The following is a 17502-nucleotide window of genomic DNA, read 5'->3' as shown; positions in this document are numbered from 1 at the left end:
TTATATTACTTTTTATTGTTAATAGCCTGGATTCTGTACCAAATTCTCATTCTGGTCAATGGCTCCCTGAGGGATTGCGAGTAGATAAGAGTTTTCATTAAACAAATTCTCTTGTGCAAGGCGGCCACTGTCTTTGGCATAAACGGCGTTCATCACTTCTTCTACCTTATTGAGGCGGCAAAGGTCGTACCAGCGTTGTCCCTCAAAAGCAAGTTCCATACGGCGTTCGTCCATATAAGCTTGGAGCAATGCTTCTTTACTGCTACGGGTGCTTTGTGGAAGTTTACCCAGTCCGGCACGGTTACGGATGCGGTCAATAATGTCGGCTGCACCGTTCAGGTCGGGAGTTTCTCCCATAATTTTGGCTTCAGCCTTAAGAAGTAGGATGTCGGCATATCTCAGATAAATGATACTGTTGAAAGCAGAGCGGCATTTGTACATGAAAGCATAATGGTCTGCCGGATAATAGTTGCTCCATCCGCACTCGTACCATACAACAGACTCATTGTAGCGTTTCGTGTCTCCTTGCTCCTCATAGAGGCGGATAAGGTCGCGGGAAGGGGTAATCCATTTGGCCCAGGTAAAGCTTTCATCCCAGTTGCTTAAGTTGCGGCCAAACATCCACGTACACCAGTTACCTGAACCAGGAGGAAAATGAGCTTCGAGAATAGCTTCTTTAGTATTGCGTACCCGGCAGTCTTTTTTTTCTGTATCATAAGCCCAAAGGTCGCTGAAGTCTTCTACAAGGTCGAAGCCGTCGGCAGCCAATTCGTCGGCATATTTGATAACTTTTGCATAATCGCGCAGAGGCTTTTCTGCATAGACTTTGGCAAGCATGGCACGTGCCACCGATTTGGTAAGTATGCTCTTGTCGGATGCATCGTTTGTCGGTGTGTTGGGGTTTTCCACAGCTTCAGTCAAGTCTTTTTCTATTTGGGCATAAGCCTCTTCAGCTGTATTCTGTGGAGGAAAGTAGGTCGGGTACATCTCTTCTACGTTGTCTTCGGTGATGTCACCACCCACGGTAGTGATGACAGGGAAATTCCCCCATAAACGTACCATATCGAACATTACCATGGCACGGAATATCTTGGCTTGTGATTGATATTTGCCACGTTCACTGTCGCTGAGGGCCTTGAGTTGCTCACAGCCTACGATGATGCGGTTGGCTTCGGCAATATCACCCAGAAAACGGTCCCAGTCACGTTTTAGTACGGAATTAGATCCTTCAATGGAATTGGTTTCATAAGGTACTACTTCTGCACCCGTTGTTCCGGCGTATGCATTGTCGGAGTGGGCGTCACCGATAAGCAGTTTGTCGACATACCAGTGCTCCTGCTGGTCGCGGAATTTTTTATGAAGGGTTACCATTGAGGTTTCCACATCTTGCACACTGTTGAAAATAGGTTTTTCATCTGTTTTGTCCACTCCTTCCGTTACATCCGAGTAGCTGTCTACCGGATTATAGTCCAGATCACATGAGGTTGCGGTTAGTGCCAACAGTACACCGCAAGCTATACTTTTATATATATGCTTTGATTTCATAAGTTATTTCTTCTTTTTTTTAGAATTCAACATTGATACCGAAAACGAATGCTTTACTCTGTGGATAGGTTCCATAGTCGATACCTTGTACGGAACCGCTGTTGCCATATTGGTTTACTTCAGGGTCCATACCGGAATAACTGGTCCAGGTTAGCAAATTGCTTGCAGTGAAGTAGGGTTGTACGCGGCTGATACCCCATTTCTTAAACTGGCGGCAACGGATGTTGTAAGAGAGTGAGATGTCTTTGACACGCAGATAACTGCCATCTTCTACAAAGTAAGTGGAGTTCTTGATGTTGAAGTTGGCTCTCGGAACACTGGTAATCTGTCCGGGAATCCTCCATCGTTTCAAAACTTCTGTTGATTGGTTTTTACCGTCATACATACCTTCGGTTTCCATGCGGGACACATTGAAGATGTCGTTTCCGTAGCTTCCCTGAATGAAGATGCTCAGACTAAGGTCTTTCCAAGTAAAAGTGTTCGTCAATCCGTAGATGAAGTCGGGATTCGGATCGCCGATATAGGTACGGTCAGAAGTGGAAATTTTGCCGTCTTCGTTGAGGTCGCGATAAATCAAGTTACCGGTTTCGGGATCTACACCGTCACTGATGTAGCCGTAGAAGCCACCCAAAGGACGTCCCGGTTCATTGCGTACGATGTTTTCCTTTACTACCTCGGCACTGCTTGCTGCTGTATAGACTTTTTGTAATGATAGCTTAGTCAGCTTGTTCTTGTTGAAAGATATGTTGAAGTCTGTGTCCCAAGAGAATTCGCCGGTCAGGTTGTGAGAATTGAGTGAGAATTCAAATCCTTTATTGGTCATTTCGCCTTCATTACGGGTGATGCTGGTAGTTGCTGCTGCACCTGCAGGCAGACTTACATTCATCAACATGTCTGTTGTCTTCTTGTAATAGTAATCCATGCTGAAGGTCAGTCTATTGTTCAGCACAGTTAAGTCAAGACCGATGTTGGTTTGGCTGGTGGTTTCCCATTTCAGGTCACTTGTTCTAAGGTTGGCTTGGCTGATACCGGGAACTGCATGGTCGTTGCCTTCTTCAAACCACGGTATGCGGTTGATGTTGTAGCGTTGCAGATATGAGTAATCACCTATGCCGCTTTGGTTACCGGTCTGTCCCCAGCCGCCGCGAAGCTTCAAGTCATCAATCCAAGTAATGTCTTTCATGAATTTCTCTGACGAAATACGCCAGGCAGCCGAGAAGGAGGGGAAAATGCCCCAGCGATGGTCGGGATGCAGCTTGGATGAACCGTCGGCACGCATGTTCATGGTAAGCATGTACTTACTGTCATAATTGTAGGACACACGGGCAAAATAGGAAGAGATAGCCCACTGTGAGGCTCCTGATCCGGTACCGTCCCATGAAATTTTATTGGCGGCATTCAGAGTGTGTATTTTATCGTCCCGGAAGTGTGAACCATTAATATAGCTGTTGGTATAGTCTGATTTGGTGTAGGAAGAACCTGCCATGACGTCGATACCATGTTTCTTGATGTTGGTGTTGTAAGTTAATACATTATCGAAAACCAATACGGTATTCATGTTTCGGTTGTCAGAGGCTGTTCCGAAACTGTTGCGTCCGTCGGTAGTTGATATTGGATCGAGAAATGTAGTGCTTACACCGTTGCGGCGGTCCAGTGCTACAGATGATTTCAACTTCAGGTTGGGCAGGAAGCTGATGGTAGCGGCTCCGGATGCGATGAGGCGGTTTTCCTTGTTTTTGTTGTTTTTCTGGCGGGCTAGGTTTTCCATCGGGTTCATGATATTTACCCCATAGAAGTTCTTATTGTATTGATTCGGCTTTTCAGGGTCCCAAATAGGAGCATAGGTCGGTGTATTGATAACCGAAAGGACTACACCTCCACGGTTGGCACCTGTTCCGGAAATGATGCCGGTGTTTCCGATGTTATCGGAGTAGGAGATATTGGCACTTACATTCAGCCAACTGCGTATTTGGTTGTCGATATTGGCACGGAAGCTGTATCGTTTGAAGTACGTACCTTCCAAAATACCTTTTTCATCCAGATAACCGGCAGAGAGGAAGTATTTCATCTTTTCGTTTCCGTTAGACACGGACACTTGATAGTTCTGAGTCTGTCCGGTTTTGTAAACCTCGTCAAACCAGTCTGTTTGGTCTGTTAAACCTTCAAGGTCAGCGGGATTGACGGCGCCAATCTCTTTCTGTAATTCACGGTATTGCTCTGTATTCAAAGCCTCCATGCTTTTGGCCACTTTCGTCATACCATATTGTACGTTCAGTGCTACTTTGGCATTGCCTTCTGCTCCGGCTTTGGTCGTAATTAGTACTACACCGTTGGCTGCACGTGAACCATAGATGGCTGCCGATGAAGCGTCCTTTAAGATAGAGAGGCTTTCGATATCATTGGGTGATAAGAAGTTGATATTGTCTACAGGTACACCATCCACTACGTAGAGCGGGTCGTTGCTACCATTGAATGAGGTGGTACCACGTACACGGATACTCATACCACCGCCCGGTTCGCCGCTGGGCTGCATAACCGACACACCGGCTGCTTTGCCTTGTAGGGCTTGGGCGGCCGATACAATGGGGCGCTGATCCAAATCCTTTGTAGAAACCGTAGATACGGCAGTGGTTACGTCTTTGCGTTTTACACTTCCATAGCCGATGACTACCACTTCGTCCAGCAGTTCGTTGTCTTCCTGCAATGTGACATTCATGTTGGTGGTTGCTTTTACCTCCATCGTTTTATAGCCGATGAAAGATATTACCAGTGTGGCATTTTGTTCTACACTTAGGGAAAACTCTCCGTCTAGATTGGTGACAACACCGTTTGTTGTTCCCTTTTCCAATACAGATGCGCCGATGACCTCCAGGCCTGCGGTATCTACTACTTTACCCGTAGCTGTCAATCGTTGGGCAAATGCATTTGTTGACATTAGCAGTACGAGTAATGTCAGAAGGAGCTTGTAACTCCGCGTAAGAAGATTTCTTGTAATCATTCTCATAGTACTTTTATTAAAAGATTTGATTTATTTAGAAAAGTATGTTCTAATAGGGATTAGTTGTTTTTCCATAGTACACTTTCCTTTCTGTTTGCAAAGATAGTGGACAACCCTATTTGTCTGATAGGTGGGTAATGTGTGGAAGTAAGTCTGTATAAAATTTAAATATCATAAAATCAGTGTATTATAATGTTTGTGGTTAGTGGGTAAAGTAAAGGTTTGCTACTATGGAAGTAGGTTTGGACATACTGTGTTATTACTTCAAACGATCGAAATAGCTCTTAATTTTAGTGTACTTTTTTAGGGTAGAAGTAGCTTATCTTTAGATAGATTAATTTATCTTTGTGCTCTCTGCTTTATGTAAATAATAGAAATGAAAAGAAAAATCATAGCTTTGCTGTTTTTGCTGGTGGGGTGTACTTTCCTGAATGCGGCACCTTACAGTGAAAAGATAAAAGAACTACTGGTACGCCTTGACTCTCTGATTGCGCAGAAAAACACGTTTGTTATGCTTAAAGAGGCGAAGATTGCTCAGTTGCACAAGCTTCAAAAGGATGTGCGTACTTTGGAGGAGAGATATTGGCTGAATAAAAATCTTTATGATGAGTATTGTGTCTATAATGCCGATTCTGCAATGAATTATGTGGTAGATAATTTGGATATAGTTTATAGGCAGAATGATAAATACCGGCAGATGGAGTGGAAGATAAAAAAGTCTTTTCTGTTGGCTGCCACCGGTTTGTTGAAAGAAGCCCAGGATGAATTGCGCGGAGTTTCAGGCGGTTCGCTCCCCAAAGAATTGTTAGTGGACTATTATGGACAAATGCTGTATCTGTATTCGCATTTCAATCAGTATACCGGTAGTGAAATGGCCATTTTGCATGAACATTATGCACAGTTGGAACGTGTTTACAAAGACTCCTTGAATATGGTTCTTACCCCTGAACATCCCTTGTTCTTGTGGTATAAGGGGCAGGTAGTGCAAGGTACGGACAGTATGTATGTTTTTAAGGAGCGTTTGCAGAAGGGAATCTTTAATTCTGCATTCGATACTCGGCGTGATGCCATGAATGCTTACGTGCTGGCTTGCTTTTATCGCGAGTCCGATGAGCAAGAAAATTATCTGACTTACCTGATATATTCTGCTATGGCCGATGTACGTATCTCCAATAAAGATATTGCTTCGCTGGAAGAGCTGGCGGGGGTGCTTTTTAGTTTGGGTGATATTGACCATGCCTATGTCTACATGAGTTACTGCTTGCAGAATGCCTTGGCATATCGGAACCGGGTGAGAGTAGTAGGCATCTCTGCGGTGCAGGACACCATTCATCAGATTTATCAGGAACGTAATCAGAAGCAAGAAGCGCGGTTACGTATGTATTTGGTATTGGTCAGTGTCTTGTCCTTGATATCCTTGTTTGCTTTTCTGTATATATATAAGCAGATGAAGCGGTTGAAGCAGTCGCGCCAACAGCTGAATGAGGCAAACAACCGCTTGAATAAGCATGTGGAAGAACTTTCGAAAATGCACGGACAAGTGGCAGAAACGAATGTACAGCTTACTTCTTTGAATGAACAGCTGAGAGATACCAATAATCAGCTTCGTGAATCCAACTATGTGAAGGAGGAATACATAGGTTATGTTTTTTCCATTTGTTCCAATTATATCAGCAAGCTGGATGAGTATCGGAAAAATATCAATCGTAAGCTTAAGGCAAATCAGTTGGAGGATGTGAAAGCATTAACCGATACTCATTCTATGGCACAGAATGAGCTGAAAGAGTTCTATCATAACTTTGATGCTATCTTCTTGCACATTTATCCGGATTTTGTAAGTGACTTCAATGCCTTGCTCCATCCTGACGAGCAGATTGTGCTAAAAGATGCTGAGTTGCTGAATACGGAATTGCGCATTTATGCTTTGGTGCGTTTAGGTATCACTGATAGTGTGAAGATTGCCGAATTCTTGCATTATTCACCTCAGACCGTTTATAATAATCGTTTGAAGACACGTAATAAGGCTATCATTCCTCGGGAAGAGTTTGCTGCCGCTGTGCGTTCTTTGGGTAGGGCACAGAAGTGGACTTGATAAAGGCTTCTACTGATTGTCGCTGTATGACGTATAGATGGTAGCTAAGAATTAGGATACAAACTGCGATGTACCACCTTATTTTTCCCTAAGAACTAATCTTTCCACACCCGTGTTTCTTTCTTACCACAGCTGTGGTAAGAAAGAAACACGGGTGTGGAAAGAAAGCAACATATCTGTGGTGAGAAAAGTTGTTCATTAGTTCCCGTTTAGTTTCCGTGCTTTCCGGATGTAGCCTTTCGCAGGTTTATTGTCAGTTCTCTTTGTGTTCCGCAAGCGCGGTGCCTGTCGTTCAGTGGTCTATGTCAAGGTATGAATTGGAGCTTGTATTGCGCGCGCGTATATATATAATGTGTCCCTTCCTTTCCTTATCCCAGTTTCCTTTAAAAAACATGCTTTAAAACATATCTATCAATCAGTGAGTTATGAAAAAGTTCATGGAATCTCTCAAAAAAACCGTGTATAAATTTTGCAGATGTCCATAAAAGGCCTACTTTTGCATCCGCTTTCGGGAACGAAGGCGGCGATGTTTTGACATTCTGACAGTAAAACGGAGCGGTAAGCTTCCATTTTTCTCTTCTTTGCCATCGGTTTCTTCCGGAACTTCGGCCTTGGAAAAGAAAAATAAAAAAAAAACTTCTGAAAATATTTGGAAGTTATGCTTTAAAGTTCTTACCTTTGCACCCGCTTTTGAAAATGAAAGCAGCGCGAGTTGACATTCTTTTAAAAGAAACGGTGCCTGGTTCTTCTTTCTTTTTCTTTTTGCCTCCCTTTCGACAAGAGAGACGACGAGGAAAGAGAAAAGAGAGAAAAAAAAACTTCCGAAAATATTTGGAGGATATACTTAAAAGTTCTTACCTTTGCATCCGCTTTCTGAAAAGAACAGCAATCGTGAAACGAGCGATCTTTGAACAGATTTACATAAACAATACAAGTAGTACAAGAGCAAGGTTTTTCCTTATCAATGGGGAAAGCCTTGGGTAAAACAAGAGAACCGTCAATACTTATTTTATATAGGTAAAGATAAACTTTTGAATTCGAGCGTCCTGAACAGATAACAAGCTGTCGCATATTAATTTTTTTAATTTGCGCAGTCACGATACTTTTACAATGAAGAGTTTGATCCTGGCTCAGGATGAACGCTAGCTACAGGCTTAACACATGCAAGTCGAGGGGCATCAGGAAGAAAGCTTGCTTTCTTTGCTGGCGACCGGCGCACGGGTGAGTAACACGTATCCAACCTGCCGATGACTCGGGGATAGCCTTTCGAAAGAAAGATTAATACCCGATGGTATATCTGAAAGGCATCTTTCAGCTATTAAAGAATTTCGGTCATTGATGGGGATGCGTTCCATTAGGTTGTTGGCGGGGTAACGGCCCACCAAGCCATCGATGGATAGGGGTTCTGAGAGGAAGGTCCCCCACATTGGAACTGAGACACGGTCCAAACTCCTACGGGAGGCAGCAGTGAGGAATATTGGTCAATGGACGAGAGTCTGAACCAGCCAAGTAGCGTGAAGGATGACTGCCCTATGGGTTGTAAACTTCTTTTATACGGGAATAAAGTTAGGCACGTGTGCCTTTTTGTATGTACCGTATGAATAAGGATCGGCTAACTCCGTGCCAGCAGCCGCGGTAATACGGAGGATCCGAGCGTTATCCGGATTTATTGGGTTTAAAGGGAGCGTAGGCGGATGCTTAAGTCAGTTGTGAAAGTTTGCGGCTCAACCGTAAAATTGCAGTTGATACTGGGTGTCTTGAGTACAGTAGAGGCAGGCGGAATTCGTGGTGTAGCGGTGAAATGCTTAGATATCACGAAGAACTCCGATTGCGAAGGCAGCTTGCTGGACTGTAACTGACGCTGATGCTCGAAAGTGTGGGTATCAAACAGGATTAGATACCCTGGTAGTCCACACAGTAAACGATGAATACTCGCTGTTTGCGATATACAGTAAGCGGCCAAGCGAAAGCGTTAAGTATTCCACCTGGGGAGTACGCCGGCAACGGTGAAACTCAAAGGAATTGACGGGGGCCCGCACAAGCGGAGGAACATGTGGTTTAATTCGATGATACGCGAGGAACCTTACCCGGGCTTAAATTGCAAATGAATGTTCTGGAAACAGATCAGCCGCAAGGCATTTGTGAAGGTGCTGCATGGTTGTCGTCAGCTCGTGCCGTGAGGTGTCGGCTTAAGTGCCATAACGAGCGCAACCCTTATCGATAGTTACCATCAGGTTATGCTGGGGACTCTGTCGAGACTGCCGTCGTAAGATGTGAGGAAGGTGGGGATGACGTCAAATCAGCACGGCCCTTACGTCCGGGGCTACACACGTGTTACAATGGGGGGTACAGAAGGCAGCTACACGGTGACGTGATGCTAATCCCTAAAACCTCTCTCAGTTCGGATTGGAGTCTGCAACCCGACTCCATGAAGCTGGATTCGCTAGTAATCGCGCATCAGCCACGGCGCGGTGAATACGTTCCCGGGCCTTGTACACACCGCCCGTCAAGCCATGAAAGCCGGGGGTACCTGAAGTGCGTAACCGCGAGGAGCGCCCTAGGGTAAAACTGGTGATTGGGGCTAAGTCGTAACAAGGTAGCCGTACCGGAAGGTGCGGCTGGAACACCTCCTTTCTGGAGTGACGTCTCGACTCGATCGTTGGTTCTTGAAGTTATGCTTCCATAAGAACCTCTTGTACTGCGCGTACTTGTTTATTAAAATATACGAGAAAAGTAGAAGCCGAGCCGTAAGGCGAGGGTTTGACTGACAGTCCTATAGCTCAGTTGGTTAGAGCGCTACACTGATAATGTAGAGGTCGGCAGTTCAACTCTGCCTGGGACTACTTCTCAGTTGGTGACCGACCGGTTACGATTTAGCGGGTCTTTCATCAATGGTGAAGGGGGATTAGCTCAGCTGGCTAGAGCACCTGCTTTGCACGCAGGGGGTCAACGGTTCGAATCCGTTATTCTCCACTTCTCAAGATTAGGAATTATCTTTAATCCTTAATCCTTGACAACGATCTTTGACATGATGTGACCAAAAAAAGTAAAGTTGAAAGCTGAAAGTATATATCGACCATACGTGATCGGTAAGACAAAAAGTAAGTAAGGGCACATGGCGGATGCCTTGGCTCTCGGAGGCGATGAAGGACGTGATAAGCTGCGATAAGCCGCGGGTAGGTGCAAATGACCTTTGATCCGCGGATTTCCGAATGGGACAACCCGATATCCTGAAGGGATATCATCCCGCAATGCGGGAGGCTAACGCAGGGAACTGAAACATCTTAGTACCTGCAGGAAAAGAAAATAAATAATGATTCCCCCAGTAGTGGCGAGCGAACGGGGAACAGCCCAAACCATCCATGTTACGGCATGTGTGGGGTTGTAGGACCACGTTGTGGCAAGAAAGTTGGTGAGCAGAATGTTCTGGAAAGTACAGCCATAGAGCATGATAGCTGCGTATGCGAAGCCAACCGAAGCCTAGTGGTATCCTGAGTAGCGCGGAGCACGAGGAATTCTGCGTGAATCTGCCGGGACCATCCGGTAAGGCTAAATACTCCCGAGAGACCGATAGTGAACCAGTACTGTGAAGGAAAGGTGAAAAGCACTTCGAACAGAAGAGTGAAATAGTTCCTGAAACCATGTGCCTACAAGCGGTCGGAGCACTTTTAGTGTGACGGCGTGCCTTTTGCATAATGAACCTACGAGTTACTTTTTCCGGCGAGGTTAAGGATCTCAGATCCGCAGCCGAAGCGAAAGCGAGTCTGAACAGGGCGTATAGTCGGAAGGAGTAGACGCGAAACCAAGTGATCTACCCTTGGGCAGGTTGAAGGATGGGTAACACCATCTGGAGGACCGAACCAATAAGCGTTGAAAAGCTTCTGGATGACCTGAGGGTGGGGGTGAAAGGCTAATCAAACTTGGAGATAGCTCGTACTCCCCGAAATGCATTTAGGTGCAGCCTTGACTTATACTGACATGAGGTAGAGCGACTGATAAGATGCGAGGGCTTCACCGCCTATCAAGTCTTGACAAACTCCGAATGCGTGTCAGTTCTATGTCAGGAGTGAGGGCATGGGTGCTAAGGTCCATGTCCTAAAGGAGAACAATCCGGACCAACAGCTAAGGTCCCGAAATGAATACTAAGTTGAACTAACGAAGTCAGATTGCTAAGACAGCTAGGATGTTGGCTTGGAAGCAGCCATTCATTTAAAGAGTGCGTAACAGCTCACTAGTCGAGGAGTTTGGCGTGGATAATAATCGGGCATAAGTATTCTACCGAAGCTTTGGGATGAGAAATCATCGGTAGGGGAGCATTCCACTCAGCGTCGAAGGTAAGGCGTGAGCCTTGCTGGAGCGTGTGGAAAAGCAAATGTAGGTATAAGTAACGATAAAGGGGGTGAGAAACCCCCTCGCCGAAAGACTAAGGTTTCCTGATCAACGCTAATCGGATCAGGGTAAGTCGGGTCCTAAGGCTCAGCCGAACGGCGAGGCCGATGGCAGAACCGGTTAATATTCCGGTACTACCTTAAGGAGTGACGTGGAGACGGAGTCGTGACAGCGCCGCGGACTGACGGAATAGTCCGTTGAAGGGTGTAGATGTTGATTGTTCCAGGCAAATCCGGAATGAGAGTCGAACCTGACAGTATGGAGCGTCCTTCTGGACAATCCAATAGTGCGTGTAATCATACTTCCAAGAAAATCCGCTAAACTTAATCCTTACGGTACCCGTACCGCAAACGGACACACGTAGTCGGGTTGAATATACTAAGGCGCTTGAGTGATTCACGGTTAAGGAACTAGGCAAACTGACCCTGTAACTTCGGGATAAAGGGTCCTCAAGCAATTGAGGCGCAGAGAATAGGTCCAGGCAACTGTTTAACAAAAACACAGGGCTGTGCAAAATTGAAAGATGAAGTATACAGCCTGACACCTGCCCGGTGCTGGAAGGTTAAGAGGAGACGTCATCGCAAGAGAAGCGTTGAATTGAAGCCCCAGTAAACGGCGGCCGTAACTATAACGGTCCTAAGGTAGCGAAATTCCTTGTCGGGTAAGTTCCGACCTGCACGAATGGTGTAATGATCTGGACGCTGTCTCAACCGTGAGCTCAGTGAAATTGTAGTATCGGTGAAGATGCCGATTACCCGCGATGGGACGAAAAGACCCCGTGAACCTTTACTATAGCTTAACATTGAATTTGGGTAATTGATGTGTAGGATAGGCCGGAGGCTTTGAAGCGGGCACGCCAGTGTTCGTGGAGCCGCTGTTGAAATACGGCCCTTTGATTATTTGAGTTCTAACCCGCTGTTGCGGGGACACTGTTTGGTGGGTAGTTTGACTGGGGTGGTCGCCTCCAAAAGCGTAACGGAGGCTTCTAAAGGTGCCCTCACGACGATTGGTAACCGTCGGCAGAGTGTAATGGCATAAGGGCGCTTGACTGGGAGACTCACAAGTCGATCAGGTAGGAAACTAGAGCATAGTGATCCGGTGTTTCTGTATGGAAAGGACATCGCTCAAAGGATAAAAGGTACTCCGGGGATAACAGGCTGATCCCTCCCAAGAGCTCATATCGACGGAGGGGTTTGGCACCTCGATGTCGGCTCGTCACATCCTGGGGCTGGAGAAGGTCCCAAGGGTTGGGCTGTTCGCCCATTAAAGTGGCACGCGAGCTGGGTTCAGAACGTCGTGAGACAGTTCGGTCTCTATCTATCGTGGGCGCATGAAATTTGCGTGGCTCTGACACTAGTACGAGAGGACCGTGTTGGACTGACCTCTGGTTTACCGGTTGTGCCGCCAGGTGCATTGCCGGGTATCTAAGTCGGGATTGGATAAGTGCTGAAAGCATCTAAGTACGAAGCCAGCCACAAGATTAGATTTCTCAGGGTCGTTGTAGACTACAACGTTGATAGGACGCAGGTGTACAGGCAGCGATGTCATAGCCGAGCGTTACTAATTGCCCGTTCACTTTTTGCCTTGCCTTGTATGGAGGTATATACGTTCAGCCATAAATGAATGCTTTGCTTTTTTCGCATCATGTCTACCTTATTCAGGTGACTACAGCACCGGGGTTCCACCTCTTCCCATTCCGAACAGAGAAGTTAAGCCCGGTCACGCCGATGGTACTGCGTAACAGTGGGAGAGTAGGTAGTCGCCGTTTTTCAGAAGAAGCCTCCGTGTCTGATAAGGATACGGAGGCTTCGTTCGTTTACATATATCTCCTCTAACATTCCGTTTCTACCGCTAATCACTATACCTTATTATATATAATTATTCATCGCATGTTCATCAGATTAATTCCCGAATTAAGGTGCTAAATAATGATTAAAAACGCTTAGTTCGTTTTCTTTACATATACTTGGATGCTGGTATGGATTGTTCTTGTGTTTTAGTTCATGAGTTTTCTGCTGATTTGTAGTGATATCTGGGTGAAATGAACATAAAAAAATGAATATTTTACTCTAAATACTACATAATGAGGATAATTATTCGTATCTTTGTCGCCCGAATAAACAAAAGAAGCTTTGGGAAAGTTTGATAAATACAAAATAGACCTGAAAGGTATGCAAGCAGATTCATGCAAATATGAGTTTGTGCTAGACAACCTTTTCTTTGCCAATATTGATGGACCGGAAGTGCAGAAGGGTAAAGTCAATGTGGTGTTAGTTGTAAAGAAAACATCTCGTGCTTTCGAATTGAACTTCCAGACAGACGGAATGGTGTGGGTGCCATGTGACCGTTGTTTGGACGATATGGAACAGCTTGTCAGCTCGACAGATAAGCTGCTGGTTAAGTTCGGTCATGAATATGCCGAAGAAGGTGACAATCTCATAGTAATTCCCGAAGAGGAAGGTGAGATTAATGTAGCATGGTTTATGTACGAGTTTGTAGCTTTGGCCATCCCCATGAAGCATGTGCATGCTCCGGGTAAGTGTAACAAGGCAATGACCAGCAAATTGAGTAAGCATATGCGCACCACTCCGGATGATGATATGGCTGAGGATACATTTGCTCCGGAAGAAGAGGTGGAGCTGATGAATGAAGAAGAAACGCAGGTAGACCCGCGTTGGGACGAATTAAAGAAAATATTAGATAACAATTAAAGATTAAAGAAAATGGCACATCCTAAGAGAAGACAGTCAAAAACAAGAACTGCGAAGAGAAGAACTCATGATAAAGCAGTAGCTCCTACACTGGCTATTTGCCCGAATTGTGGTGAGTGGCATGTATATCATACTGTATGTAGTGCATGCGGTTACTATAGAGGTAAGCTTGCAGTTGAAAAGGAAGCTGCCGTATAATTACGGTCAGTTTGACTAAAACTTATACTTGAATATCGGGCGTCTAAAAAGATTTGTAATTTAATAAGCAAACCTTTTTAGACTACCGTTGTTTCAGTAGTTCTATAAGTAAACAAGATTTTAATGGAAAAAATAAATGCAGTAATTACAGGAGTCGGCGGTTATGTACCTGATTACGTCTTGACAAACGACGAAATCTCAAGAATGGTGGATACCAATGACGAATGGATTATGACTCGTATCGGAGTAAAGGAAAGACGTATCCTGAATGAAGAGGGGCTAGGTAGTTCCTATATGGCGCGTAAAGCTGCCAAACAGCTGATGCAACGTACTGGCGCAGACCCGGATGATATAGATCTGGTGATTGTAGCTACTTCTACTCCGGATTACCACTTCCCTTCTACAGCTTCTATTTTGTGTGATAAGCTAAGGCTGAAAAATGCATATGCTTTTGACTTGCAGGCAGCCTGCAGCGGATTTCTCTATCTGATGGAGACTGCGGCCAATTTTATCCGTTCTGGTAGATATAAGAAGGTTATCATTGTGGGAGCCGACAAGATGTCGTCAATGGTTGATTATACAGATCGTGCTACTTGTCCTATCTTTGGAGACGGCGCTGCAGCTTTCATGCTCGAGCCGACAACAGAAGATGTAGGTATTATGGATGCTATTCTGAGAACCGACGGCAAAGGTTTGCCTTTCCTGCATATGAAAGCGGGTGGTTCGGTTTGTCCTCCCTCTTATTTTACTGTAGACAATCACATGCATTACATTTATCAGGAAGGACGTACTGTGTTTAAGTATGCCGTATCCAATATGTCGGATGTTAGCGCGGCCATTGCCGAGAAAAACGGTCTGACAAAGGATAGCATTGACTGGGTGATTCCGCACCAGGCCAATCTTCGTATCATCGATGCTGTGGCACATCGTCTGGAAGTTCCTCGTGAGAAAGTGCTGATTAATATCGAACGTTATGGCAATACTAGTGCTGCTACGTTACCTCTTTGCATCTGGGACTTTGAAGATAAGCTGAAGAAAGGCGACAACCTTATTTTCACTGCATTCGGCGCAGGATTTACCTGGGGAGCTGTGTATGTGAAGTGGGGATACGACGGAAAGAAGCAGTAACATGCTATTGCTGAATATAATATGATAAAAACGCATCCTATCTCGATTCGATGCGTTTTTTTGTCTCAATTCAAATACTGAAGTCATGCACAAAGCAGGTTTTGTAAATATCGTAGGAAATCCGAATGTAGGCAAGTCCACATTGATGAATGTTTTGGTAGGTGAGCGTATTTCTATCGCCACTTTCAAGGCGCAGACCACCCGTCATCGGATTATGGGCATCTATAATACGGATGACATGCAAATTGTGTTTTCGGACACTCCGGGTGTATTGAAGCCAAACTATAAGTTGCAGGAGTCCATGCTGAATTTCTCCACTTCGGCATTGGCGGATGCGGATGTGTTGCTGTATGTGACGGATGTGGTTGAGACTCCCGACAAGCATAATGATTTTGTGGAGAAAGTAGGACAGTTGGACGTTCCGGTATTGTTGCTTATCAATAAGATTGATTTAACCAACCAGGAAAAGCTGGTGGAACTGGTGGAAGCGTGGAAGGAATTGCTGCCGAAGGCAGAAATTATTCCTATCTCTGCTACTTCGAAATTTAATGTGGATTATGTCATGAAGCGGGTGAAGGAGCTGTTACCCGACTCTCCTCCCTATTTCGACAAGGACCAGTGGACGGACAAGCCGGCGCGTTTCTTCGTGACCGAAATAATCCGTGAGAAAATTCTGTTGTACTATGATAAGGAAATCCCTTATTCGGTGGAGGTGATGGTAGAACAGTTTAAGGAGGAGGCAAAGAAAATTCATATCAGTGCCGTAATCTATGTGGAGCGTGATTCGCAAAAAGGTATTATCATAGGCAAGCAAGGAAAGGCTTTGAAGAAAGTGGCTACTGAAGCGCGCCGTGATTTGGAGAGGTTTTTCGGGAAAACGATATTCCTGGAGACGTTTGTGAAAGTTGATAAGGATTGGCGGAGTTCGGACAAAGAACTGCGTAATTTTGGTTATCAGTTGGATTAAGAGTTATTCATACGACTGTGACAGTCGCAAAAAACAAAGAGAGTGAGCTATGGGAAATTTAGTTGCAATCGTAGGACGTCCCAATGTGGGAAAGTCTACATTATTTAACCGCCTGACCAAGACACGTCAGGCAATTGTGAATGAGGAAGCGGGAACCACCCGTGACCGCCAATATGGAAAGACCGAATGGTTGGGACGTGAGTTCTCAGTGGTAGATACTGGCGGTTGGGTAGTGAACTCTGATGATATTTTCGAAGAAGAGATTCGTAAGCAGGTATTGATGGCGGTGGACGAAGCCGACGTGATTCTGTTTGTGGTGGATGTGATGAACGGAGTTACGGACCTCGACGAGCAGGTGGCTGCCATCTTGCGTCGTGCCAAGAAGCCTGTGCTGCTGGTTGCCAATAAGACCGATAATCATGAATTACAATATAATGCCCCTGAGTTTTATAGCCTGGGTTTGGGTGATCCTTACTGTATTTCTGCTGTAACGGGTAGCGGTACGGGCGATATGATGGACCTTATCGTCAGCAAGTTCAAAAAGGAATCTGATGAAATTCTGGACGAGGATATTCCCCGCTTTGCAGTAGTGGGACGCCCGAATGCCGGAAAGTCTTCCATAGTCAATGCCTTTATTGGAGAAGACCGCAACATCGTGACGGAGATTGCCGGTACCACGCGCGATTCTATCTATACCCGCTACAATAAATTCGGTTTTGATTTCTACCTGGTAGATACGGCGGGTATCCGTAAGAAGAACAAGGTGAATGAGGATTTGGAGTACTACTCTGTAATCCGTTCCATTCGTTCCATTGAGAATGCAGATGTATGTATTTTGATGGTAGACGCTACGCGTGGCATCGAAAGCCAGGATTTGAATATCTTCTCTTTGATTCAGAAGAATGCCAAGGGGCTAGTGGTTGTGGTAAACAAGTGGGACTTGGTGCAGGACAAGACTGTGAAGGTGATGAAGACTTTCGAAGATGCTATCCGCAACCGTTTCGCTCCGTTTGTGGATTTCCCTATCATCTTTGCTTCGGCACTGACCAAACAGCGTATTCTGAAGGTATTGGAGGAGGCGCGTGATGTGTACGAAAATCGTATGACGCGTATTCCGACAGCTCGTTTGAACGAGGAAATGCTGCCGCTTATTGAGGCGTATCCACCCCCTTCAATTAAGGGTAAGTATATCAAGATAAAATATATTACGCAGTTGCCCAATACCCAGGTGCCGTCATTTGTTTATTTTGCAAATCTTCCACAATATGTGAAAGAGCCTTACAGACGATTCTTGGAAAATAAGATGCGTGAGAAATGGAAGTTGACCGGAACTCCGATAAATATCTATATCCGGCAGAAGTAAAATATATCGTGATGATATAAGTCGATTCTATTAACTGGTTTTATGAAGAGAAAGCGTTCGGAATATAGTTTCCGGACGCTTTCTTATGTAATAGGTTAGAAAATGAGGTGC

General features: G+C 45.2%; 8 protein-coding genes, 2 tRNA genes and 3 rRNA genes. 11 read left to right on the top strand and 2 right to left on the bottom strand.

What is annotated here, in order from left to right; all coding sequences use genetic code 11:
- Positions 1–18: 18 nt before the first annotated feature.
- On the bottom strand, positions 19–1545 hold the full coding sequence (locus tag EYA81_RS05725) for a RagB/SusD family nutrient uptake outer membrane protein (protein ID WP_117601291.1): 1527 nt from the start codon (positions 1543–1545) through the stop codon (positions 19–21).
- A 19-nt stretch (positions 1546–1564) separates the two neighbouring features.
- Positions 1565–4480: a SusC/RagA family TonB-linked outer membrane protein gene (locus EYA81_RS05720; protein WP_370293446.1), complete on the bottom strand. Its 2916-nt coding sequence runs from the start codon at positions 4478–4480 to the stop codon at positions 1565–1567.
- Positions 4481–4919: 439 nt separating this feature from the next.
- Here EYA81_RS05720 and EYA81_RS05715 point away from each other — a divergent pair, with 439 nt between their 5' ends.
- The 11 genes from EYA81_RS05715 (at position 4920) to der (ending at position 17391) form a co-directional block, all read left to right on the top strand.
- Positions 4920–6635: a DUF6377 domain-containing protein gene (locus EYA81_RS05715; protein ID WP_131225465.1), complete on the top strand. Its 1716-nt coding sequence runs from the start codon at positions 4920–4922 to the stop codon at positions 6633–6635.
- Positions 6636–7742: 1107 nt separating this feature from the next.
- Positions 7743–9269 (top strand): 16S ribosomal RNA (locus tag EYA81_RS05705).
- A gap of 135 nt (positions 9270–9404) precedes the next feature.
- Positions 9405–9478: transfer RNA gene (locus tag EYA81_RS05700), tRNA-Ile, on the top strand.
- Between the two features lie 56 nt (positions 9479–9534).
- Positions 9535–9608, top strand: a tRNA-Ala gene (locus EYA81_RS05695).
- A gap of 122 nt (positions 9609–9730) precedes the next feature.
- Positions 9731–12608 (top strand): 23S ribosomal RNA (locus EYA81_RS05690).
- Positions 12609–12681: 73 nt separating this feature from the next.
- Positions 12682–12792 (top strand): 5S ribosomal RNA (rrf, locus tag EYA81_RS05685).
- Together the 16S, 23S and 5S rRNA genes with 2 tRNA genes alongside form the textbook arrangement of a ribosomal RNA operon.
- A 364-nt stretch (positions 12793–13156) precedes the next feature.
- Positions 13157–13735, top strand: coding sequence for a DUF177 domain-containing protein (locus EYA81_RS05680; protein ID WP_005829530.1), 579 nt, complete (start codon positions 13157–13159; stop codon positions 13733–13735).
- Positions 13736–13747: 12 nt separating this feature from the next.
- On the top strand, positions 13748–13933 hold the full coding sequence (rpmF, locus tag EYA81_RS05675) for a 50S ribosomal protein L32 (RefSeq protein ID WP_072546213.1): 186 nt from the start codon (positions 13748–13750) through the stop codon (positions 13931–13933).
- 123 nt (positions 13934–14056) lie between these two features.
- Positions 14057–15061 (top strand): beta-ketoacyl-ACP synthase III, encoded by a 1005-nt coding sequence (locus EYA81_RS05670; protein ID WP_005829534.1) that lies wholly within the window; start codon positions 14057–14059, stop codon positions 15059–15061.
- 85 nt (positions 15062–15146) lie between these two features.
- A complete protein-coding gene (gene era, locus EYA81_RS05665) occupies positions 15147–16028 on the top strand; it encodes a GTPase Era (RefSeq protein WP_117600764.1) in 882 nt (293 codons plus the stop codon).
- 49 nt (positions 16029–16077) lie between these two features.
- Positions 16078–17391, top strand: a complete 1314-nt coding sequence (der, locus tag EYA81_RS05660; protein WP_117600765.1) for a ribosome biogenesis GTPase Der — start codon at positions 16078–16080, stop codon at positions 17389–17391.
- Positions 17392–17502 lie beyond the last annotated feature (111 nt).

It is taken from the genome of Bacteroides sp. A1C1 (genome assembly GCF_004328515.1).
Taxonomy (GTDB): Bacteria; Bacteroidota; Bacteroidia; order Bacteroidales; family Bacteroidaceae; genus Bacteroides; species Bacteroides uniformis.
Note: the sequence above shows the minus strand (reverse complement) of the source record. Positions and strands in the feature narration are given on the sequence as shown.